We start from the raw sequence: 17,526 nt of genomic DNA, 5'->3' as shown, positions 1-17,526 counted from the left end.
CGACAGTCAACGACCCCATGAAGGAGACCACCATGAAGTCGCTGCGCCGAGGAGCCCGCGCCGCTGAAGGGCTGCTGCTGCTGGCCACGATCGGAATCGAGGCCGGGGGCAACTACGTCCTGGCCCTGACACGGGGCGAGGCCGAGGGCACCGAGTTCCAGCGCACCTTCGCGCGCTCGGGCCACGGCCACGCCGGATCCCTGGCCACGCTGGGAGCCGTCACCGTCATCCTGGCCGAGCAGACCGAGCTGAAGGGCCCCGCGCTTCAGGTGGCGCGCTGGGCCGTGCCGGCCTCGGCCGTGCTCATGCCGGCCGGATTCTTCCTCTCCTCGAACGGTGAGAACCGCGAGGAGCCCAATGAGCTCTACGTCCTCGTCCAGGCGGGCGCCGTCACCCTGGCGGCCGGGCTCGTGACCCTGGGCGGAGCGCTCGTCGCATCAGCCGTTAAGAGGTGAGGACAGTGCTGGAACGTCGTCGACTGGCCATCATCGGAGCAGGCCCAGCGGGTCTGGCCACCGCGCGCACCCTGCAGGGCAGGGGCTGGGACGTGCACGTCTTCGACGCCCGCCCCACCCTGGAGTCCAGGGACGGCGGCTGCTATGTGCTGTGGTACGCCGGGGTCATGGCCCTGCAGCGCATGGGGCTCATGGACCGGGCGCGGGAGGTGAGCTCGCCGATCACCAGCTTCGAGATGTCCGGAGCCCGCGGCGAGCAGTTCACCACGATCGACACCGTGGCCGAGGGCCGGCAGTTCGACGACTCCGTGCCGATCGCGATCAAGCGCGCCGATCTGGTCAATGTGATCGCCGACAGCTCGCCCGAGATGACTTTCCATCGCGGCACGAACGTGCGCGAGGTCCTCGACGCCGCAGGCGGGCCGCGGGTCGTGCTGACCGACGGCACCGAGGACCGCTTCGACGCCGTGGTGGGCGCCGACGGCATCAACTCCGCGGTGCGGGCGACCCTGCACCACGCGGATCCGCCGCGCCATCCCGGCTACGCCCACTTCTGGGGCATGGCCCAGGCCCCGGTGACCGGTGCGATGCCCGGGACGTTCCGCATCATGCACGGCTCGGCGGTGCGCTTCGCGCACTTCTGGCTCGACGACGAGACCATCGTGTGGTGGTGCGTTCGCCCCTCCGGGCCCTCCCCGGAGGGCGACAGCCTGGGCTCGCAGCTGTCCATGGCCTCGCTGCTGGCCGAGTGGGATCCCGTGGCCGCCGAGCTGGTCTCGCGCACCGAGGTCATCACCCGCCGTGACACGATGGATCAGCCGCCGCTGCGGCGCTGGAGCAGCGCCCGCATCACCCTGGCCGGCGACGCCGCCCACGCCATGACCTTCGACCTCGGCCAGGGAGCGGGCACCGCGCTCAGCGACGGCGTGGTCCTGGGCTCCCTGCTGGCTCAGGACCGCGGCATCACCGAGGCGCTGCGCGCCTACGAGTCCGCCCGCCGGCCCACGGCCAACATGATCGCCCGGGCCTCGCGCGGAGTCGGCGCCTCGGCGCACCGCCCCGGTATCGGCCCGGCACTGAACGCGCAGTTCCTCAAGCGCTTCGGCCCGGCCGTCACGCCCCGGATCTTCGCCGCCGATGCCAAGGCCCAGCTCAAGGCGCTGGGCCCCGTCCAGCCGCGGAGCGCGGCGCACCAGGAGCACTGATGGGCCGCCGCCGAGCAGCAGGACCGGGTGTCGGGCGCCGTCGTCGAGACGACGGACCCCGACGGGCCGCCCGACCCGACCTCGATGAGGCAGCCGAGCCCATCCACCCCACCGAGACCACCCCGACCCCGAGGAGCGCGAGACCATGACCGACGCCCAGCCCGCCCCGACCCCCGCCGAGCCGTCGCGGCCCGGACTCGACATCGAGCGCAACCGCATGCTGATGGTCGATTACCTCGAGAACGCCTGGAACCGCCAGGACTGGGACTATGCCAAGCGCGCCGTCCACCCCGATGTCGTCTTCCACGACCAGATCCGCGAGGGGCTGCCGCCCGGGCACGAGGGCATGTTCCAGGCCATGCACCGCGTGTTCGAGGCCGTCCCGGACTTCCACGTGGAGATCACCGAGATGATCTGCGAGCGCGACCTCGTCACGGTCGTCTTCCACGGCTCCGGCACCCACACCGGCACCTTCATGGGCTACCCGGCCACGGGCCGCCCGGTCGTGTTCGACTCGATCAGCATCGTGCGCTGGTCCGATGAGGGTCAGATCATCGAGGGCTGGCAGGAGGCCGATCAGATGGGCATGGCCCAGTCGATCGGCATGATGCCCTCGGGCTCCATGCCCAAGCCGATGGCCTACGCCATGTCCTTCGGCACGCGGCTGTCCGACCGCCTGAAGAAGCGCCGATGACGGCCTGGCTGGCCTTCCTCTGGCTGTTCGTCCCGGGCTTCACCGCCTGCGCCGAGTTCGGCTCCTACGCGTTCGTGCACCCGGTGCTGCGCCAGCTGGACCGGCAGAACCACGTGATCGCGGAGAAGGGGCTCGTGAAGACCTTCGGGCGGATCATGCCCGTGCTCATGACGGCCTCGCTCGTGCTGCTGATCTCCGGGGCGATCGACCTAGGCGGCGGTCTGCTGCCGGTGCTGGCGGCCGTGCTGTGGGGCTTCGCCCTGGTCACCACGATCATCGTCAACGTGCCGATCAACTTCCGGACGCACTTCTGGCAGGACGACGAGTCGAGGGCAGGCGCCTGGTCCGGCATGCGGCGGCTCTGGGAGATCTTCCAGGGCGTGCGCTCGTGGCTGTTCCTGATCAGCTTCGCCCTGATCTGCGCGCACGTGGCCATCGGCTGATCGCACCTTGCCCGATCCGAACCCGCGTCTGCGCACCCTGCACGACGACCTCCTGCATGACGATGCCTCCGGGCAGCCCTGCACGACGACACCCTCGAGAGGACCCCTGTGATCCCCCTGCGTCCTGGTGCCCGCCTGGCGGCCGGCATCCTCCTGCTCGCCATCATCGGCATCGAGTTCGGCGGCAACTACGGCCTGTCGCTGATCCTCGATCCCGGCGAGACCACCGAGTTCCAGACGACCTTCGCCCGGGCGGGGCACGGCCACGCCGGCGTGCTCGCGATCCTGGGCCTGATCACGATCTGCCTCACCGAGCAGACCCGCTACCGCGGCGCGGCTCTGCTGCTTGCGCGCTGGTCGGTGCCCGTCTCGGCGATCCTGATGCCCGCCGGCTTCTTCCTGTCTTCGGCCGCCCCCGGTGCCACCGAGCCCTACGGGCTGTTCTCCCTGATCTACGTGGGCGCGGCCTTCCTTACACTCGGGCTGATCATGCTGGGCATCGGGCTGCTGCGCCCGGGCCCGGAGCCGCACGCGGCGGCGGCCTCCGCCCGTACCTTGGCCTAGCCGCACCGGCCCAACACGTCAGTGCGCGCGGATGAGGTGATCGGTGACGTCCACGTCCTCGGCCTGGATGGGGCGCAGAGCGACAAGGTCGCCGGTGATTGTGGGCTTGAAATCGAACAGAGTCACGTCCACGACATGACTGTGTCAGTCGGTGCCTCTGGGGAACAGCCGAGTTCGGTGGTTTCAGGCGCTCAGAGCTCCCATGCCGCAGGAGCGAAGTATGGCCTACGTCAGGTCATCCGTACTGGCAGCCGTCTCCAATGCGTGAAGCGAGACATAGCGCTGTCGCTGTGTGAAGGCCGAGCCGCGGCCGGTCGCGCGATGGGGAAGAGGGTTGGGCAGCACCCGATGATCGGCGTCTCCGGGGCGGGTCAGGAGAAAGACCTGGTACACGCCAGCCGTCCACCTCTCGCAACGCGATGCACGGATCACCCTGGCGATCTTGCGGTCTTCCTTGTCGCCTGCCTCCAGCTCCTTCGCGTGCTCCTCGGTCCACGGCACGTTGTCCCGACGGCAGCGGATCGAGGGCACATCAGCCTTGATCTCCTGGTCAGAGTAGAAGGCAAGTCGATCCACGGGCCGGAACCAGCGCCCGGCCTGGCATACATAGGCCCGCTCCTGCTCATACAGGGGCCATGCATGCCTTGCCGCAACGACGACCGTATCGATCGACGTCACCGGGCGCTTGCCGTAGACGTCGGTGGTTCGATCCGTTGCCTGCAGCCACGCCGCCTGCTCATTCCCGAGCAGCGCCGCCAGCGCGTGGACGCGCTGCACTTCGAAGGGGATGTCCAGCCCGAGCACTGAGTCGTGATGGGCAAGGCGATTGCGGAACTTGCGGATGGCCTCGACGAGGATGGCCGCTTGCTTGCGAGTCCCGTTGCCACCAGGGAAGGCGTGATGAAGCGAGAGGCGCCATTGCTCTTCGTATTTGGCGCCGAGCATGCCGGCCCAGAAGCCGAACGACAGACCGGCGGCAATCTGGTGCCGCGACTCGCGGTGCTGGGAGCGCAGGCGATCGCGGACCTCCGTCACGCGTCGCATCGCCTCGGCATCAAGCGGCGGCTCACGCAGGAACCAGGGGATGCCGCACTCGCCGTCCCGGTATCGCTGCGCCAGGGCGCGGTCGATGGCGTTGCGCATGAACACCTCGATGTGGGCGATGAGCTCGTACGCAGCGGAGGACATCTCGGCGCTCCACCTGTAGAGCTCGAGGGCCGCTTCCACGTCGTCTCCGGCCTCCCGCAGGTATGGCGCGAACCGAGGGGCGGAGATGGCCAGCCGGATGTCAGGGAGGGCGTCGCCATTGGTCACATGATGATGCTACCCTGAGGTCGAACGCCCCGGTGTCGCCTCTGCTCTGCACGCGCCCGGGGCTTTTCTCGTTCTCCTCTGCAGCCCCGCACGAGACAGATGTGCAGCGCAAGGGGACGCGTAGGCGCGGGGTTCTGCCGGGCAGGGCCGAAGGGCTCAGGCGGCGAACAGCGCCTGCAGTTGCTCCGTGAGCGCTTCCAGACGATCCTGTGCGCGGCGTCGGGCGGCGGGAAGCTCGTCTCGGTGCTCGAGCTGCATGACCGTCTCGAGATAGCACTTGAGCTTGGGCTCCGTGCCCGAGGGCCGCACGATGACTCGGGTTCCGTCCTCGCTCAGCAGGCGCATGCCCTCGGTGGGCAGCAGGTCCGAGTCCGGCTCCGGGTGCGCCAGGTCCTCGACGGAAGCCACAGCGGAGCCCGCGAGCTCGAGGGGCGGGTCCTCGCGCAGCCTCGTCATCATCCGCGGGATCAGCTCCAGATCGGACACTCGGATCGACAGCTGCGACGTGGCATGCAGGCCGTGGCGCAGGGCGAGGTCGTCGAGCTCGTCGACCAGGGTGCGCCCCTGGGCGGCAGCCGCCCGGGCCAGCTCGGCGATCGCGACGGCGGCGGTGATCCCGTCCTTGTCGCGCACGATCTCCGGAGCGGTGCAGTAGCCCAGCGCTTCCTCGTAGCCGTAGACCAGCCCCGGCACGCGGGCGATCCACTTGAAGCCGGTCAGCGTCTCGCGGTGGGCGACCCCGGCGGACTCGGCCATGCGCCCGAGCAGGCGCGAGGAGACGATCGAGTTCGCCAGGACCGGCGCGGACGGCTGCGCCTCCGCCGTCTCGGAGGGCGATGCCGAGGCGGCCGGACCTGCCGCCTGCGCAGTGCCCGGGGCAGAGGCGGAGCCGGCCAACTCGCTCAGGCGGCGCAGGGCCGCCAGTCCGAGCAGGGCGCCGACCTCGTCCCCGCTCAGCGCGCGCCAACCGTCCTGGGAGCGGGGATCCGCCGGATCGGGGACGGCTGCAGCGCAGCGATCGGCGTCGGGGTCGTTGGCCAGCACCAGATCGGCGTCGAGCCTGCGGGCCAGAGCCAGCGCCAGCGACAGCGCCCCGGGCTCCTCGGGGTTCGGGAACGGCGCGGTGGGGAACTCGGGATCTGGCTCGAACTGCTCCGCCACGGGATGGACGTCATCGAAGCCGGCACGCTCCAGCGCGGCGAGGGCGGTGGGGCCGCCGACGCCGTGCATGGCGGTGAGCACGATCCGCGGGGAGTTGCTGCGCTCAGCCTCCGGATCGGCGACGGCCTCGAGGTACTGCCGGTCGATGTCCTCGGACAGGATCTGCCAGCCGGATTCGGCCAGCTCCAGCTTGCGCAGATCGCCCACGGCCTCGATCCGCTCGGCGATCTGGGCGTCGTGCGGCGGGACGATCTGGCAGCCGCGGGCGGTCGGCTCGACGCAGCGCCCGCCCAGGTAGACCTTGTAGCCGTTGTCCGTGGCCGGATTGTGGGAGGCGGTGACCATGATCCCGGTCTCCGCGCCGCGATCGCGCACAGCCCAGGCGAGCAGGGGAGTGGGCAGCGGGCGCGGCATGAGCTCGACGCTCAGCCCGGCGGCGGTGAGCACCGCGGCGGTGTCGCGGGCGAAGACCGCCGAGCGGTGGCGGGCGTCGAAGCCGATCACGGCCTTCGGCGCCGGCTCGGCTCCGGCCACGGCCAGCACGTGGGCGGCCACACCGGCCGCCGCGCGCTGGACGACGGCGCGGTTCATCCCCATGGGTCCGGCGCCGATCGCGGCCCGCAGACCGGCCGTGCCGAACTGCAGGGTCCCGCTGAAGCGCTCGGCGAGCGTGGCCACGGCCTCCCGCGCCTGATCCTCCGGGGCCGACGGGTCCTGGGCCTGCTCAAGCAGCCCGCGCAGCTCGTCGCGATCATTCTGATCCGGATCCTGCTCGATCCACTCGCGCACGGCCAGCAGGAGCTTGGCGCCCTCGGCGGCGGCCTGGACCTCGGCGGTGCCGACGGGATTGTGCTCGGCGCTCATCGGATCTCACCCGCGATGCGCGCGAGCAGCTCGGCGATGCGCGGTCCGGCGGCCTGTCCTGCCTCCACGACCTCCTGGTGCGACAGCGGCGTCTGCTGGATGCCGGCGGCCAGATTGGTGACCAGGGACAGCCCCAGGACCTCCAGGCCGGCGTGGCGGGCGGCAATGGCCTCCAGCGCGGTGGACATGCCCACCAGGTCCGCTCCGAGCACCCCGGCCATCCGCACTTCGGCGGGGGTCTCGTAGTGCGGGCCGGGGAACTGCGCGTAGACGCCCTCCGGCAGCGAGGGATCCACGGTGCGGGCCAGATCGCGCAGGCGCGAGGAGTACAGATCGGTCAGGTCCTGGAAGGTGGCGCCCTCCAGCGGAGAGCGCCCGGTGAGATTCAGGTGATCCGAGATCAGCACCGGGGTGCCGGGAGCCCAGTCCGGGTTGAGGCCTCCGCAGCCGTTGGTGAGCACCATGGTGGAGGCTCCGGCAGCGGCTGCGGTGCGCACGCCGTGGACGACGGCGCGCACGCCGCGGCCCTCGTAGTAGTGGGTGCGGGCCCCGATGACCAGCGCGTGGCGGCCGTCGGCAAGGCGGATCGAGCGCAGCGTCCCCACGTGGCCCTCCAGCGCGGGCTTGGAGAAGCCGGGGATCTCCGGGGCGGGGATCTCCGCGACAGTCTCGCCGAGCAGATCGGCGGCTCCGCCCCAGCCGGAGCCCAGGGTCAGCGCGATCTCGTGGGTCTCGACCCCGGTGCGCTCGCGCAGGGCCTGGGCGGCGCGCTGGGCGAGCTCGAACGGGTCGGTCTGGGCGAAGGGATCGGCGGATGCGGGCTGCTGCGTCACGGTGCGGGCCTCCAGAGGCGGGATCGGTGCTCGTCCTGGCGTCGACCGGCCTGCGGCGCACCGCGTCCCGGTGCGTGCACGGACCGGGCTGTCGACGCCCTCGTCGTCACTCATCCTGCCAGCGGCTTCGGACGCCGCAAAGCAGATCCGTGCCCGTCGCGACGACAGCTCGCAGCGACAGCGCGATGACCTCGCGGGGTCCTTCCGAGAAGCGCAGCGCCCGCCCCGCCGCGAGGCGGGACGGGCGCGACGGCCAGTCGTGTCAGCGCTTGCGCTGCTTGGTCCTGCGGATCAGGAAGACGGACAGCAGCAGGAAGGCGATCCCGAAGCCGGCGGTGATGCCCGTGGAGCCCCACCAGTTCAGCGTGCTGCGCTTCCACAGCGGGTCGAGCACGGCGCTGGAGTCATCGACCTCGGGGATCTGCGGAGCGGGCGGCTCGGGGGTCCCGGCATCGCGCGCCTTCTGGGCGGCCTCGTCGTGCTCCTCCTGCAGATCGGCGTTGGCCTCCTCCTGCGGCAGGGTCACCGCGGCCACGCGCACGATCTCGTTCAGATCGCCCGTCTGGCCCATGGCCGCGTACGCCCATCGGGTGGGCACGGCGCGCGAGATGCCGTCGGTGGCACCGTCCATTGCGAAGAGCCCGCCGCAGAAGATCAGCTGCACGACCACCAGCAGCGAGGCCACGTTCATGGCCACATCCGAGCGGGAGACCATGGCCGAGACCAGGAAGCCCAGCAGCCACGAGGTCATGGTCAGCAGGAACGTCACGATCCACAGCTCGAGCCACATGGGCCCCCAGGCACCCATGGGCTCATTCGGGATCAGCGCGAGCACGGCCAGCACCAGGATCAGCGACTGCACCAGTGACGTGGAGATCGTGACGAGCGTCTTGGCGCCCACGTAGGGCCACACGCCCAGGCCCGTGCGGGCCTCGCGCAGGAAGATCCGCTTCTCGTCCAGGAACGTGCGACAGGCGGGGAACAGGCCCAGGGCGACCGCCGCCAGCAGGATGACGATCAGCAGGATCTGCGGCTGGTTGACCTCGGAGTCCGTGGACTCCGGCATGGTCAGGCCGTGATCGCCGGGCACCACCAGCACGAGGAGGGCCAGCAGCGCAGGCGCCAGCACCGTGGTGATCAGCACCGACATGGCGTCCGTGCGCATGAGCTGGATCTGGCGCCGCAGCAGCACCGAGAGCTGGAACAGGCCGCGTCGCGACGACGCATGCGGGGCGGCCGTGGGCGTCTGGGCGCGGACGCGCTCGCGGGGGGCGTCGTCGTCGTTCTCGTGCCGGAACGCGGCCGCAGCGCTTGCGGGGTCGTCCTTGAGGCCCTTGTAGACCTCGCGCACCTGCGGGCCGAGGCCCTGGGAGCGCTCGAAGTACGGCATCATCCCGGCGGGCTCGCCGAAGTAGGCCACCGAGCCGCCCGGGGCCAGGACCAGGACTCGGTCGGCCAGGTCCAGGTTCGCGGTCGAGTGGGTGATCACCACGACGGTCGAGCCGTCCGCGCCGCCGACCTCGCCGTGGGCCATGCGCCGCAGCAGGTCCATGACCTCGAAGTCCATGTCCGGGTCCAGTCCGGAGGTCGGCTCGTCCAGGAACAGGTAGCGCGGGCCCGTGAGCAGCTCCATGGCGGTCGAGACGCGCTTGCGCTGGCCGCCGGAGAGCTGCGAGACGGGGGTGCGCGCATGCTCGGTGAGGCCCAGGGCATCGAGCACTGAGGCGATGCGCGCCTTGCGGGACTTGCGATCGACGTCCTCGGGCAGGCGCAGCGCGGCTGTGGACTCGAGAACCTGCTGGGCGGTCAGCTCGCGGTGCAGCACGTCCTCCTGCGGGACCATGCCGATCTGCGAGGACAGCGCCGAGCCGAACTGGGCCATGTCCAGACCGTGGTATTCGATACGGCCCTGATCCGGGTTGACGTCGCCGAGCATGCAGTTCAGGAACGTGGACTTGCCGGCGCCCGACGGGCCGATCACGGCGATCAGCGACCGGTCCGGGATCTCCAGGGTGATGTCGTCGACCAGCGTCTTGCGCTGGCGCGGGTTCTTGCGGTCGGGGACCGTGTAGGTCAGGTCCTGCACCATGATCGAGGTGTTGCCCTCGGTGCGCACGACCTCCGCCAGGCCGACCTCGGTCTGGCGGAAGGGGACGCCGCCGATCACGGCCTGCGCGCCCGGCAGCAGCTCGACGGTCCCGGAGATCCGCTGGCCGTTGACCCACGTGCCGTTCGTGGAGCCGAGGTCGGTGAGCATCGAGCCGCGCTCGGTGCGCTTGACCTGGGCGTGGCGGCGCGAGACCAGCAGGCCGTCGATCAGCACGTCCGCCGACGGATCGCGTCCGACGGTCAGCGTCCCGCCGATCTCACGGGCCCGGAACGCCGGCGACAGGCGCATGCCGGAGCGCAGCTGGGCGTCCTCCTCCGGGGCGCGCAGGATCTCTGCGGCCTCGGGGCGGTTGACCCACGAGCGCTGCTCGATCTGCACGGCCGGATCCGCGCCCGAGGCGTCCTCGGCATCAGGGCCCTGCTCCCTCTGCGGGGCCAGCTCCCGGTTCATCGACACCGCGAAGACCGTGGGCTCGGCCGAGGCCGCGGGGATCTCGGCGGAGTGGATGTCATCCAGCGACGGGCCGGACTGATCCCGGGCCGGGCGCTTCTGCTCAGTGCTGCGCTCGCGGTTCCGTCGGTCCTGGGCGGCCTGTTCGACGGGCAGGGCGAACACGGTCGGCTCGACCGAGGCCAGCTGGATGTCCTCGGAGTGCAGATCGACGGGACGCGCCTGGGCCGGATCGGCCGCCTGCGGCTGGGGTGCGGGCGCCTGGTGCGAGGCGCTGCGCTGCCCCTGTGCCTGCTGGGCGTCCGCGGGCGTCGACCCCTGCCCCGTCTGCTGACCCGGAGCCTGAGCGGCGCTCGCGGACCGCGCGCCGGGGGCCGTCGTCGACGAGGGGCCCGCGGCACCCGCGCCCGACGGACCCGGCCCGGCCGCCGGTGCGCTCGGGCGCTGCGGCGTCATGGCGATCACGAAGCCGCGCCCGGTGTCCGGGGCCAGGGTGATCTGGGCGGGGGACTCGAGCAGAGCGGCCATGTGGGCGTGGAGGCGGAAGCCGTTGAACGTGGTGCCGGTCTCCGAGCCGCGGTCCTCGATCGTCCAGGAGGCCCCGGACCACCGCAGGATCAGGTGGATGTCCTGAACGCCTGGGTGATCGATGCGGACATCGGCGAACTGGGAGGAGCCCACGGTCCACGGGCGCCGGGGGTCGAGCTGTCGGTTCTGACCTGCGAGGTCCAGGGACAGGGGGTGCATGAGGCCTTCCAGGTCGCGTCATCGACGGGCGCGCCGCACCCGTCTTCACGACCGCGAATATATCGGCATGCGCGCAGGTGCGGGACCTGTGACGCCGCTCGGGCCTGTCGCTGGCGGTGAGGGCGCTCACGCGCGAACCCGGCGTCGCCGTCGTCTTTGGCACAATGACCTCGTGATCTCATCCCAGGACTCTCAGCGCAAGCCCACCAGACGACTCGTGATCATCGGCGGAGGCCCGGGAGGCTACGAGGCCGCTCTCCATGCGCGGACCCTGGGTGCGGACGTCACGATCATCGAGGACAAGGGCATGGGCGGCTCCGCTGTGCTCACCGATGTGGTCCCCTCCAAGACCCTCATCGCCTCGGCGGACACCATGAACCGCTTCACCGAGGCGCAGGACCTGGGCGTCCACGTGGCCGGGGCGACCAGCGACGACGACAGCCTCAACGGGCTCGAGGTCGACCTGGAGGTCGTCAACACCCGGCTGCTGCGCCTGGCCGTGACCCAGTCCCGCGACATCCGCCGCGGGCTGGAGCGCGACGGCGTGCACATCGTCGAGGGCCGCGGCTCGATGCTCGATGACCGCACCGTGCACGTGGTCGCCGCCGACGGCATGGAGTACGACCTCGAGGCCGACGCCGTGCTGATCGCCGTGGGCGCCCACCCGCGCGAGCTCGGCTCCGCCCGCCCGGACGGGGAGCGGATCTTCAACTGGACGCAGCTCTACTCGATGACGGACCTGCCCGAGCACCTGGTCGTGGTCGGCTCGGGCGTGACCGGCGCCGAGTTCGCCTCCGCCTACAACGGGCTGGGCGCCAAGGTCACCCTGGTCTCCTCGCGCGATCAGGTGCTGCCCGGCGAGGACGCCGACGCCGCCGAGGTCCTCGAGAACGTCTTCGAGCGCCGCGGGCTCAACGTCATGTCCCGCTCGCGCGCCGCCTCTGTGGAGCGCGTCGACGACGGCGTGGTGGTCACCCTGAACGACGGCCGCAAGATCTCCGCCTCGCACTGCCTCATGGCCGTGGGCGGGGTCCCCAACACGGAGGGGCTCGGGCTGGAGAACACCGGCGTGCACGTCTCCGAGTCCGGGCACATCGAGGTCGACGGCGTCTCGCGGACCACCGTGCCGTCGATCTACGCCGCCGGCGACTGCACCGGCAAGCTGCCGCTGGCCTCCGTGGCGGCCATGCAGGGGCGGATCGCGGTCTCGCACTTCCTGGGGGATGCCGTGCGCCCGCTGCGGCTGTCCACCGTGGCCTCCAACATCTTCACCTCCCCGGAGATCGCCTCCGTGGGCATCACCGAGGGCGATGTCCGCTCCGGGCGCTACGCGGCAGACGTCCACAAGATCCCGCTGCCGAACAACCCGCGGGCCAAGATGATGGCCGTGGACGACGGCTTCGTGAAGGTCATCGCCCGCAAGGGCCCCGGCACGGTGCTCGGCGGCGTGGTCGTGGGTCCGCGCGCCTCGGAGCTGATCTTCGCGCTGTCCGTGGCCGTGTCCAAGGGGCTGACGGTCGATGACCTGGCGGAGACCTTCACCGTGTACCCGTCGCTGTCCGGCACGATCTCGGAGGCCGCCCGTCGCCTGCACCAGCGCCTGTGAGCCCTTCGGCGAGCACGACGGGGGCCCTGGAGCTGACAGCTCCAGGGCCCCCGTCGTGCCGGCGGCGGATTCAGCGGGTCCCGACGGAGCGCATGTCCACGTCCTTGGTCTCCGGGGAGCACCACAGGGCGATGAACGTGATGACCGCGGCGAGCGAGAGGTACATGCCCACCGCCGAGACGCCGAAGCGGGAGGTCAGCCACACCGCCACGAACGGGGTCAGCGCAGCGCCCAGGATCGAGGCCACGTTGTAGGCGATGCCCGAGCCCGTGTAGCGCACGTTCGTGGGGAACAGCTCCGGCAGCACCGCCGACATGGAGCCGAAGGTGAGACCCATCAGCGCCATGCCCAGCGCCAGGAAGCACAGCAGGCGGATGATGTTGATCTCCGTGCCGGTGCCGAGGTTCTCCGGGGCGATGAACCAGCCGAAGATCAGCCCGAAGCCCACGATGGCGGCCGTGATCACCAGCAGCGAGGAGCGGCGCCCGAAGCGGTCCGCCAGCCAGCCGGAGACCGGGACCATGCCGGCGAAGAGCAGGACCGCGATCAGCTGGATCACCAGGAACGAGCGGTAGGGGATGCCGAGCATGCCGGCGTCGGGGGAGCCGATGCCGTAGGAGAGGATCCACGCGGTCATCAGGTAGAAGAGCACGTAGGTGGCCAGCATGATGAAGGTGCCCTGGATCATCTGCAGCCAGGAGGTGCGGAAGACCTCGCCCAGCGGGGACTTCACATCCTGCTTGGCGTCCAGCGCCTGCTGGAAGACCGGGGTCTCCGCGATCGCGAAGCGCACGTACAGGCCGATGGCCACCATGACGATCGAGGCCAGGAACGGGACGCGCCAGCCCCAGGCCAGGAAGCCGTGGTCCAGGCCGTCGACCGCGCCGGAGGTGAAGCCCATGGCCATGGTCAGCAGCAGCATGAAGCCGTTGGCCAGGATGAATCCGAACGGCGCACCGAGCTGGGGCCACATGGCCGCGCGGCCGCGCTTGCCCTCCTCGGCGTACTCCGTGGCCAGCAGGGCGGCGCCCGACCACTCGCCGCCCAGGCCCAGGCCCTGGCAGAAGCGCAGGATCGTCAGCAGCAGCGGCGCCCAGATGCCGATCGCGTAGAACGTGGGCAGCAGGCCGATCAGGAACGTGGCGATGCCCATGGTCAGCAGCGCGCCGATCAGCGTGGCCTTGCGCCCCACGCGGTCGCCGAAGTGGCCGAAGAGCACCGATCCGATGGGGCGGGCCACGAACGCGGCGCCGAAGGTCGCCATGGAGGCCAGCAGCTTGGCGGTGTCGTTCTCGCCCGTGAAGAACAGGACGGGGAAGACCGCCACGGCGGCGGTGGCGTAGATGTAGAAGTCGTAGAACTCGATGGTCGTGCCGATCAGCGAGGCCAGGACGACCTTGCTGCGGTTGACCGGGGGCGTGCTGTCGACGGCTGCGGCGGAAGGCGCGGCAGGCTCGGCGGAGGAGGACATGGCGGTGCTTTCCACGAGGTGACGGGAACGCCCGACAGGCTACTGAGCCGTGACCGTATCGTGATATTCAGTCTCACTATGTGGTCGTCTGCCGACCGCCACGCCCCCGCACGCCTGCACGCGGGCCGAGCCAGCGCTTCTCCGCACCGCGCGCGCCGAGATCCCGTTTCCGTGCAGAGGTCTGGTCGAGATCCCGCTTCCGTGCGCGGATTCGGCGATCTGCCGCATTTGCGCGGGATCTCGGCGGCGCGGATGCACGGAAACGGGATCTCGACCCCCGATGCAGGCGCAGGGCACAGGCTCGCGGGCTTGCGAGGAGGGCTGATCAGGCGAGGTGCGTGCGCAGCCAGTACAGCAAGGCGGCCGTGCGCTGCGGATCCTTGAGGTCGGCGGCGACCACCGTGCGGACGTACCAGCCGGCATCGGCTAGGAGGTGCAGCCGGTGCTGCTCATCGCCGTAGGTCTTCCGGTCCTCGTCATGGACGCGGGCGTTGTTGTGGCTTCGTTCGCTTGGTGGCGGGGTTTTTGCAGCGCTCCGTGGCGGTCTTGTTGCCGCGATCACGCAGGACTGGCTGCAGGTAGGTGTCGCGGTCTGAACCGAGAGGGGTGCGCCCGGTCGGGGCCGTTTGGATCGCTGCCGCTACGTCAGAGTCCGAAGGCTCCGCCGCTGACGAGGATCACGATGCCGAGGCCGATGAGAACGATGGGGAAGAGGATGTGCTCCCAGCGTTCGAGCACTTCGGCGATCGGGGGGCGGGTGGCGACGAACTTTGCCAGGGCCACCAGGACCGCGACGAGCGCGAGGAAGACGATGCAGTAGGCGACTACTGCGAGAGGTTCCACGCTGAGGAAGACAGGGGTGTAGACGCCGATGTTGTCGCCGCCGTTGGCAAGGGTGACGCCTGCGACTGTCCACACGCCGACCTTCTTGCCGGCAACCTTGGCCTCGTCGTCATCGTCGTCATCGTCTCCGCGCCAGGCCTGCCATGCGGCCCAGAGGCCGAGGCCCAGAGGGATGAGACCGAAGTACGGGATGGCTGCCGAGGGCAGGAATGCTCCGGCACCGATGGTCACCAGGACCGCGGCACCGAGGATGCCGGCGAATCCGAGGTACTGGCCGGCCAGAATGCGGGCGGTAGTGCCGCGCTGGCCTGCCCCTCGCGCGAAGAAGAGGGAGAGCACGATGATGTCGTCGATGTTGGTCGCTGCGAACAGGCCCATCGCCTGCAAGACCGAGGTGAGGATCATGCGCCCTCCCCAGCTGCGTCGCATCCGGGAAGCGAGCAGGCGGGATCGATGCACGGGGCGTCTTCGTCCACTGCCAGGGTGGCATCGACCAGTGCCGTCAGCGCCTGCGCCAGGTGCGAATCGGCGATCTCATATCGTGTCCGACGACCCTCGGGCTCGGAGACGACGATCCCGCAATCGCGCAGGCATGCCAGGTGGTTGGACACGTTCGGGCGTGTCAGGTCCAGATCTCGGGCCAGTTCCGCCGGGTAAGCGGGATGGTCGAGCAGGGTCAAGATGATCCGGGATCGAGTGGGGTCGGCCAGTGCACGACCCAGGCGGTTCATCACGTCGAGACGCGAAGCAATAGTCAGCATGGACTGAACTATACAGCGCGCACTGAACACTCGGTCACAGGCGTCAGGCCAGATCGCATGCCCGTAAGGGGAACCCTCACCGGACACCACCGCTACTTATCGAGAGGAAAGACGGCACGCCTGGCGGGCTGTCCCGTAAGACCCGTCCGGTGAACTGTCCGGTGAAGGGAGGCTATATGACACACTGGGGAGCATGTCCCCCTTGAAGGTCGGCTATGCCCGAGTCTCCACCGACGAGCAGGACTTGACCGCGCAGCGTAACGGACTCGCGGAGTTCGGCGTCGATCCCAAGCGCATCTACGGCGATCACGGGCCGCAACGCCGACCGTGAGGGCCTGCGGCAGGCGCTGGCTGCCTGTCGGGACGGCGATACGTTCGTGGTCACCAAGCTCGATCGGCTGGCGCGTTCAGTCCGTGATGCCCACCAGATCGCCGACGACCTCGCGGCGCGGGAAGTGAAGCTGAGCATCGCCGGATCGGTGTACGACCCGACCGACCCGATGGGGAAACTGTTGTTCAACGTGCTGGCGATGGTCGCCGAGTTCGAAGCTGACCTCATCCGTGCCCGCACCCGCGAGGGGATGAAGGTCGCCAAGGCCAAGGGCCGGCTGCGCGGGAAGTCACCGAAACTCACCACCCGGCAAGAAGCTCACCTCGTCCAGCTACATGCTGCCGACGAGCACACCGTGGGCGAGCTGGCCGAGCTGTTCAGCGTGGGCCGCTCCACGGTCTACCGCGCCCTTCAGCGCGCCGAGCGCGGGCGCGAGAACGCCTTGCAGTAGGTGCGTCGTGGACGTTCGAGCGCGGTGGCGAATCCTCAGGCTCCACGTCGAGGACCAGGTGCCCCTCGCGCGCTTAGCTCGCGAGACCGATGTAGGGCTGCGGACCCTGGAGCGCTGGCACGCCCGCTACCGCGCCGACGGCTACGCCGGACTGGAGACGGCCTCACGGGCGGACGCCGGCTCCCGCCGCCTTCCGCCCGACCTCGTCGACCTGATCGAGGGCCTGGCACTGGGCAAGCCGCGGCCGGCCATCGCCACGATCCATCGCAAAGTCACGGGCATCTGCGCCGCCCGGAGGTGGCCGGTCCCCTCCTACTCGGTGGTGTGGGACATCGTGCGGACCCTGGATCCCGGCATGGTCACCCTCGCCCTGGAGGGCGCAGCGTCCTACCGCGACAAGCACGAGCTGGTGCTACGCCGGCAAGCAGAGCTGCCCAACGCGATGTGGCAATCCGATCACACCATGCTCGACATCCTGGTGGTGGGCACCGACGGCAAGCCCGCACGGCCATGGCTGACAACGATCATCGACGACTGCTCCCGGGCGGTCTGCGGCTACACAGTCTTCCTGGGCGCACCGTCGGCGATGAACACCGCCCTGGCGCTGCGCCAAGCGATCTGGCACAAGACCGACCCGGCCTGGCCGATGTGCGGCCTGCCCGACGTGCTCTACGTCGACCACGGCAGCGACTTCACCAGTGACCAGCTCGCCCACACCGCCGTCGACCTCCACATCCGACTGATCCACTCCACCGTCGCCCGACCCCAGGGACGGGGCAAGATCGAGCGGTTCTCCGGCACCATCAACACCGAGCTACTCGCCACCCTGCCCGGACACATCACCGAAGGGCACCCCTGGCCGACACCGAAACTGTCCCTGGCCGCCCTCGATAGCGCCCTGGAGGCGTTCGTGGCCACCTACAACGACCGCACGCACAGCGAGCTCGGAACCTCCCCGCGCAGCGCGTGGATCGCCGATGGCTGGCTGCCCCGAATGCCCGAGAGCCTGGAAGACCTCGACAGACTGCTGTTGACCGTCGCCAAGACCCGCGTCGTGCGCCGCGATGGCATCCGCTTCCAGGGCCTGCGCTACGTCTCGCCAACTCTGGCCGGCTACGTCGGACGCTCGGTCGTGATCCGCTACGACCCCCGCGACATCACCGAGATCCGCGTCTTCGATCACGACGAATTCGTCTGCAAGGCCGTCAACCAAGAGCACCACG

Annotated in this window: 14 protein-coding genes and 2 pseudogenes; 8 read left to right on the top strand and 8 right to left on the bottom strand. The window is 70.1% G+C overall.

Features of this window, described 5'->3' with window-relative positions:
• Positions 1 to 17 precede the first annotated feature (17 nt).
• The 5 genes from RF645_RS10345 to RF645_RS10325 all read left to right on the top strand — a co-directional run bounded on the left by RF645_RS10345 (position 18) and on the right by RF645_RS10325 (position 3,361).
• The gene (locus tag RF645_RS10345; RefSeq protein WP_368819044.1) at positions 18 to 455 is read left to right on the top strand and encodes a hypothetical protein; all 438 of its coding nucleotides are present in this window, start codon (positions 18 to 20) and stop codon (positions 453 to 455) included.
• 5 nt (positions 456 to 460) lie between these two features.
• Positions 461 to 1,660 carry an FAD-dependent oxidoreductase gene (locus RF645_RS10340; RefSeq protein WP_368819043.1) on the top strand — a complete coding sequence of 400 codons (1,200 nt, stop codon included), beginning with the start codon at positions 461 to 463 and terminating at the stop codon, positions 1,658 to 1,660.
• A gap of 145 nt (positions 1,661 to 1,805) precedes the next feature.
• On the top strand, positions 1,806 to 2,354 hold the full coding sequence (locus RF645_RS10335) for an ester cyclase (RefSeq protein WP_024290059.1): 549 nt from the start codon (positions 1,806 to 1,808) through the stop codon (positions 2,352 to 2,354).
• Entirely contained in the window at positions 2,351 to 2,797 is a 447-nt protein-coding gene (locus tag RF645_RS10330; protein WP_006214255.1) for an anthrone oxygenase family protein, read from the top strand. Before RF645_RS10335 ends, RF645_RS10330 begins: the two co-directional genes overlap by 4 nt.
• A gap of 108 nt (positions 2,798 to 2,905) precedes the next feature.
• Positions 2,906 to 3,361, top strand: coding sequence for a hypothetical protein (locus tag RF645_RS10325; RefSeq protein ID WP_006214256.1), 456 nt, complete (start codon positions 2,906 to 2,908; stop codon positions 3,359 to 3,361).
• 225 nt (positions 3,362 to 3,586) lie between these two features.
• Here the strand turns inward: RF645_RS10325 and RF645_RS10320 are convergent, their stop codons facing one another.
• The 4 genes from RF645_RS10320 to RF645_RS10305 all read right to left on the bottom strand — a co-directional run bounded on the left by RF645_RS10320 (position 3,587) and on the right by RF645_RS10305 (position 10,840).
• A complete protein-coding gene (locus RF645_RS10320; protein WP_200860730.1) occupies positions 3,587 to 4,675 on the bottom strand; it encodes a hypothetical protein in 1,089 nt (362 codons plus the stop codon).
• Positions 4,676 to 4,831: 156 nt separating this feature from the next.
• Positions 4,832 to 6,700: a phospho-sugar mutase gene (locus RF645_RS10315; RefSeq protein WP_368819042.1), complete on the bottom strand. Its 1,869-nt coding sequence runs from the start codon at positions 6,698 to 6,700 to the stop codon at positions 4,832 to 4,834.
• Complete coding sequence (locus tag RF645_RS10310; protein WP_006214261.1) at positions 6,697 to 7,533, bottom strand: purine-nucleoside phosphorylase; 837 nt, start codon at positions 7,531 to 7,533, stop codon at positions 6,697 to 6,699. The genes RF645_RS10315 and RF645_RS10310 overlap by 4 nt, the downstream gene beginning before the upstream one ends.
• A gap of 262 nt (positions 7,534 to 7,795) precedes the next feature.
• Positions 7,796 to 10,840, bottom strand: coding sequence for an ATP-binding cassette domain-containing protein (locus RF645_RS10305; RefSeq protein WP_006214263.1), 3,045 nt, complete (start codon positions 10,838 to 10,840; stop codon positions 7,796 to 7,798).
• A gap of 172 nt (positions 10,841 to 11,012) precedes the next feature.
• Here RF645_RS10305 and RF645_RS10300 point away from each other — a divergent pair, with 172 nt between their 5' ends.
• Positions 11,013 to 12,446, top strand: a complete 1,434-nt coding sequence (locus RF645_RS10300; protein WP_235044729.1) for an NAD(P)H-quinone dehydrogenase — start codon at positions 11,013 to 11,015, stop codon at positions 12,444 to 12,446.
• Positions 12,447 to 12,516: 70 nt separating this feature from the next.
• On the opposite strand, the gene RF645_RS10295 is transcribed toward RF645_RS10300, so the two are convergent.
• The 4 genes from RF645_RS10295 to RF645_RS10280 form a co-directional block, all read right to left on the bottom strand.
• Positions 12,517 to 13,917 carry an MFS transporter gene (locus RF645_RS10295; protein WP_058871721.1) on the bottom strand — a complete coding sequence of 467 codons (1,401 nt, stop codon included), beginning with the start codon at positions 13,915 to 13,917 and terminating at the stop codon, positions 12,517 to 12,519.
• A 325-nt stretch (positions 13,918 to 14,242) separates the two neighbouring features.
• A complete protein-coding gene (locus RF645_RS10290) occupies positions 14,243 to 14,479 on the bottom strand; it encodes a hypothetical protein (RefSeq protein ID WP_137802233.1) in 237 nt (78 codons plus the stop codon).
• 83 nt (positions 14,480 to 14,562) lie between these two features.
• Positions 14,563 to 15,165 carry a cadmium resistance transporter gene (locus tag RF645_RS10285; RefSeq protein WP_016997609.1) on the bottom strand — a complete coding sequence of 201 codons (603 nt, stop codon included), beginning with the start codon at positions 15,163 to 15,165 and terminating at the stop codon, positions 14,563 to 14,565.
• The gene (locus RF645_RS10280; protein ID WP_006590980.1) at positions 15,162 to 15,521 is read right to left on the bottom strand and encodes a helix-turn-helix transcriptional regulator; all 360 of its coding nucleotides are present in this window, start codon (positions 15,519 to 15,521) and stop codon (positions 15,162 to 15,164) included. The genes RF645_RS10285 and RF645_RS10280 overlap by 4 nt, the downstream gene beginning before the upstream one ends.
• A gap of 193 nt (positions 15,522 to 15,714) precedes the next feature.
• On the opposite strand from RF645_RS10280, the pseudogene RF645_RS10275 reads away from it, so the two are divergent.
• Positions 15,715 to 16,303 (top strand): annotated as a pseudogene (locus RF645_RS10275) (recombinase family protein).
• A pseudogene (locus RF645_RS10270) lies at positions 16,188 to 17,492 on the top strand (Mu transposase C-terminal domain-containing protein); the annotation flags it as partial. The pseudogenes RF645_RS10275 and RF645_RS10270, both read left to right, overlap by 116 nt.
• Positions 17,493 to 17,526 lie beyond the last annotated feature (34 nt).

It is taken from the genome of Kocuria sp. CPCC 205260 (assembly GCF_040981045.1).
GTDB lineage: Bacteria > Actinomycetota > Actinomycetes > Actinomycetales > Micrococcaceae > Kocuria > Kocuria palustris.
This window is presented reverse-complemented; position numbering and strand designations above follow the sequence as displayed.

Coding starts and splice junctions, on each gene's coding strand:
- RF645_RS10345 (WP_368819044.1), top strand. CDS start 18: ATGAAGGAGACCACCATGAAGTCGCTGCGCCGAGGAGCCCGCGCCGCT.
- RF645_RS10335 (WP_024290059.1), top strand. CDS start 1,806: ATGACCGACGCCCAGCCCGCCCCGACCCCCGCCGAGCCGTCGCGGCCC.
- RF645_RS10330 (WP_006214255.1), top strand. CDS start 2,351: ATGACGGCCTGGCTGGCCTTCCTCTGGCTGTTCGTCCCGGGCTTCACC.
- RF645_RS10315 (WP_368819042.1), bottom strand. CDS start 6,700: ATGAGCGCCGAGCACAATCCCGTCGGCACCGCCGAGGTCCAGGCCGCC.
- RF645_RS10305 (WP_006214263.1), bottom strand. CDS start 10,840: ATGCACCCCCTGTCCCTGGACCTCGCAGGTCAGAACCGACAGCTCGAC.
- RF645_RS10295 (WP_058871721.1), bottom strand. CDS start 13,917: ATGTCCTCCTCCGCCGAGCCTGCCGCGCCTTCCGCCGCAGCCGTCGAC.
- RF645_RS10285 (WP_016997609.1), bottom strand. CDS start 15,165: ATGATCCTCACCTCGGTCTTGCAGGCGATGGGCCTGTTCGCAGCGACC.
- RF645_RS10280 (WP_006590980.1), bottom strand. CDS start 15,521: ATGCTGACTATTGCTTCGCGTCTCGACGTGATGAACCGCCTGGGTCGT.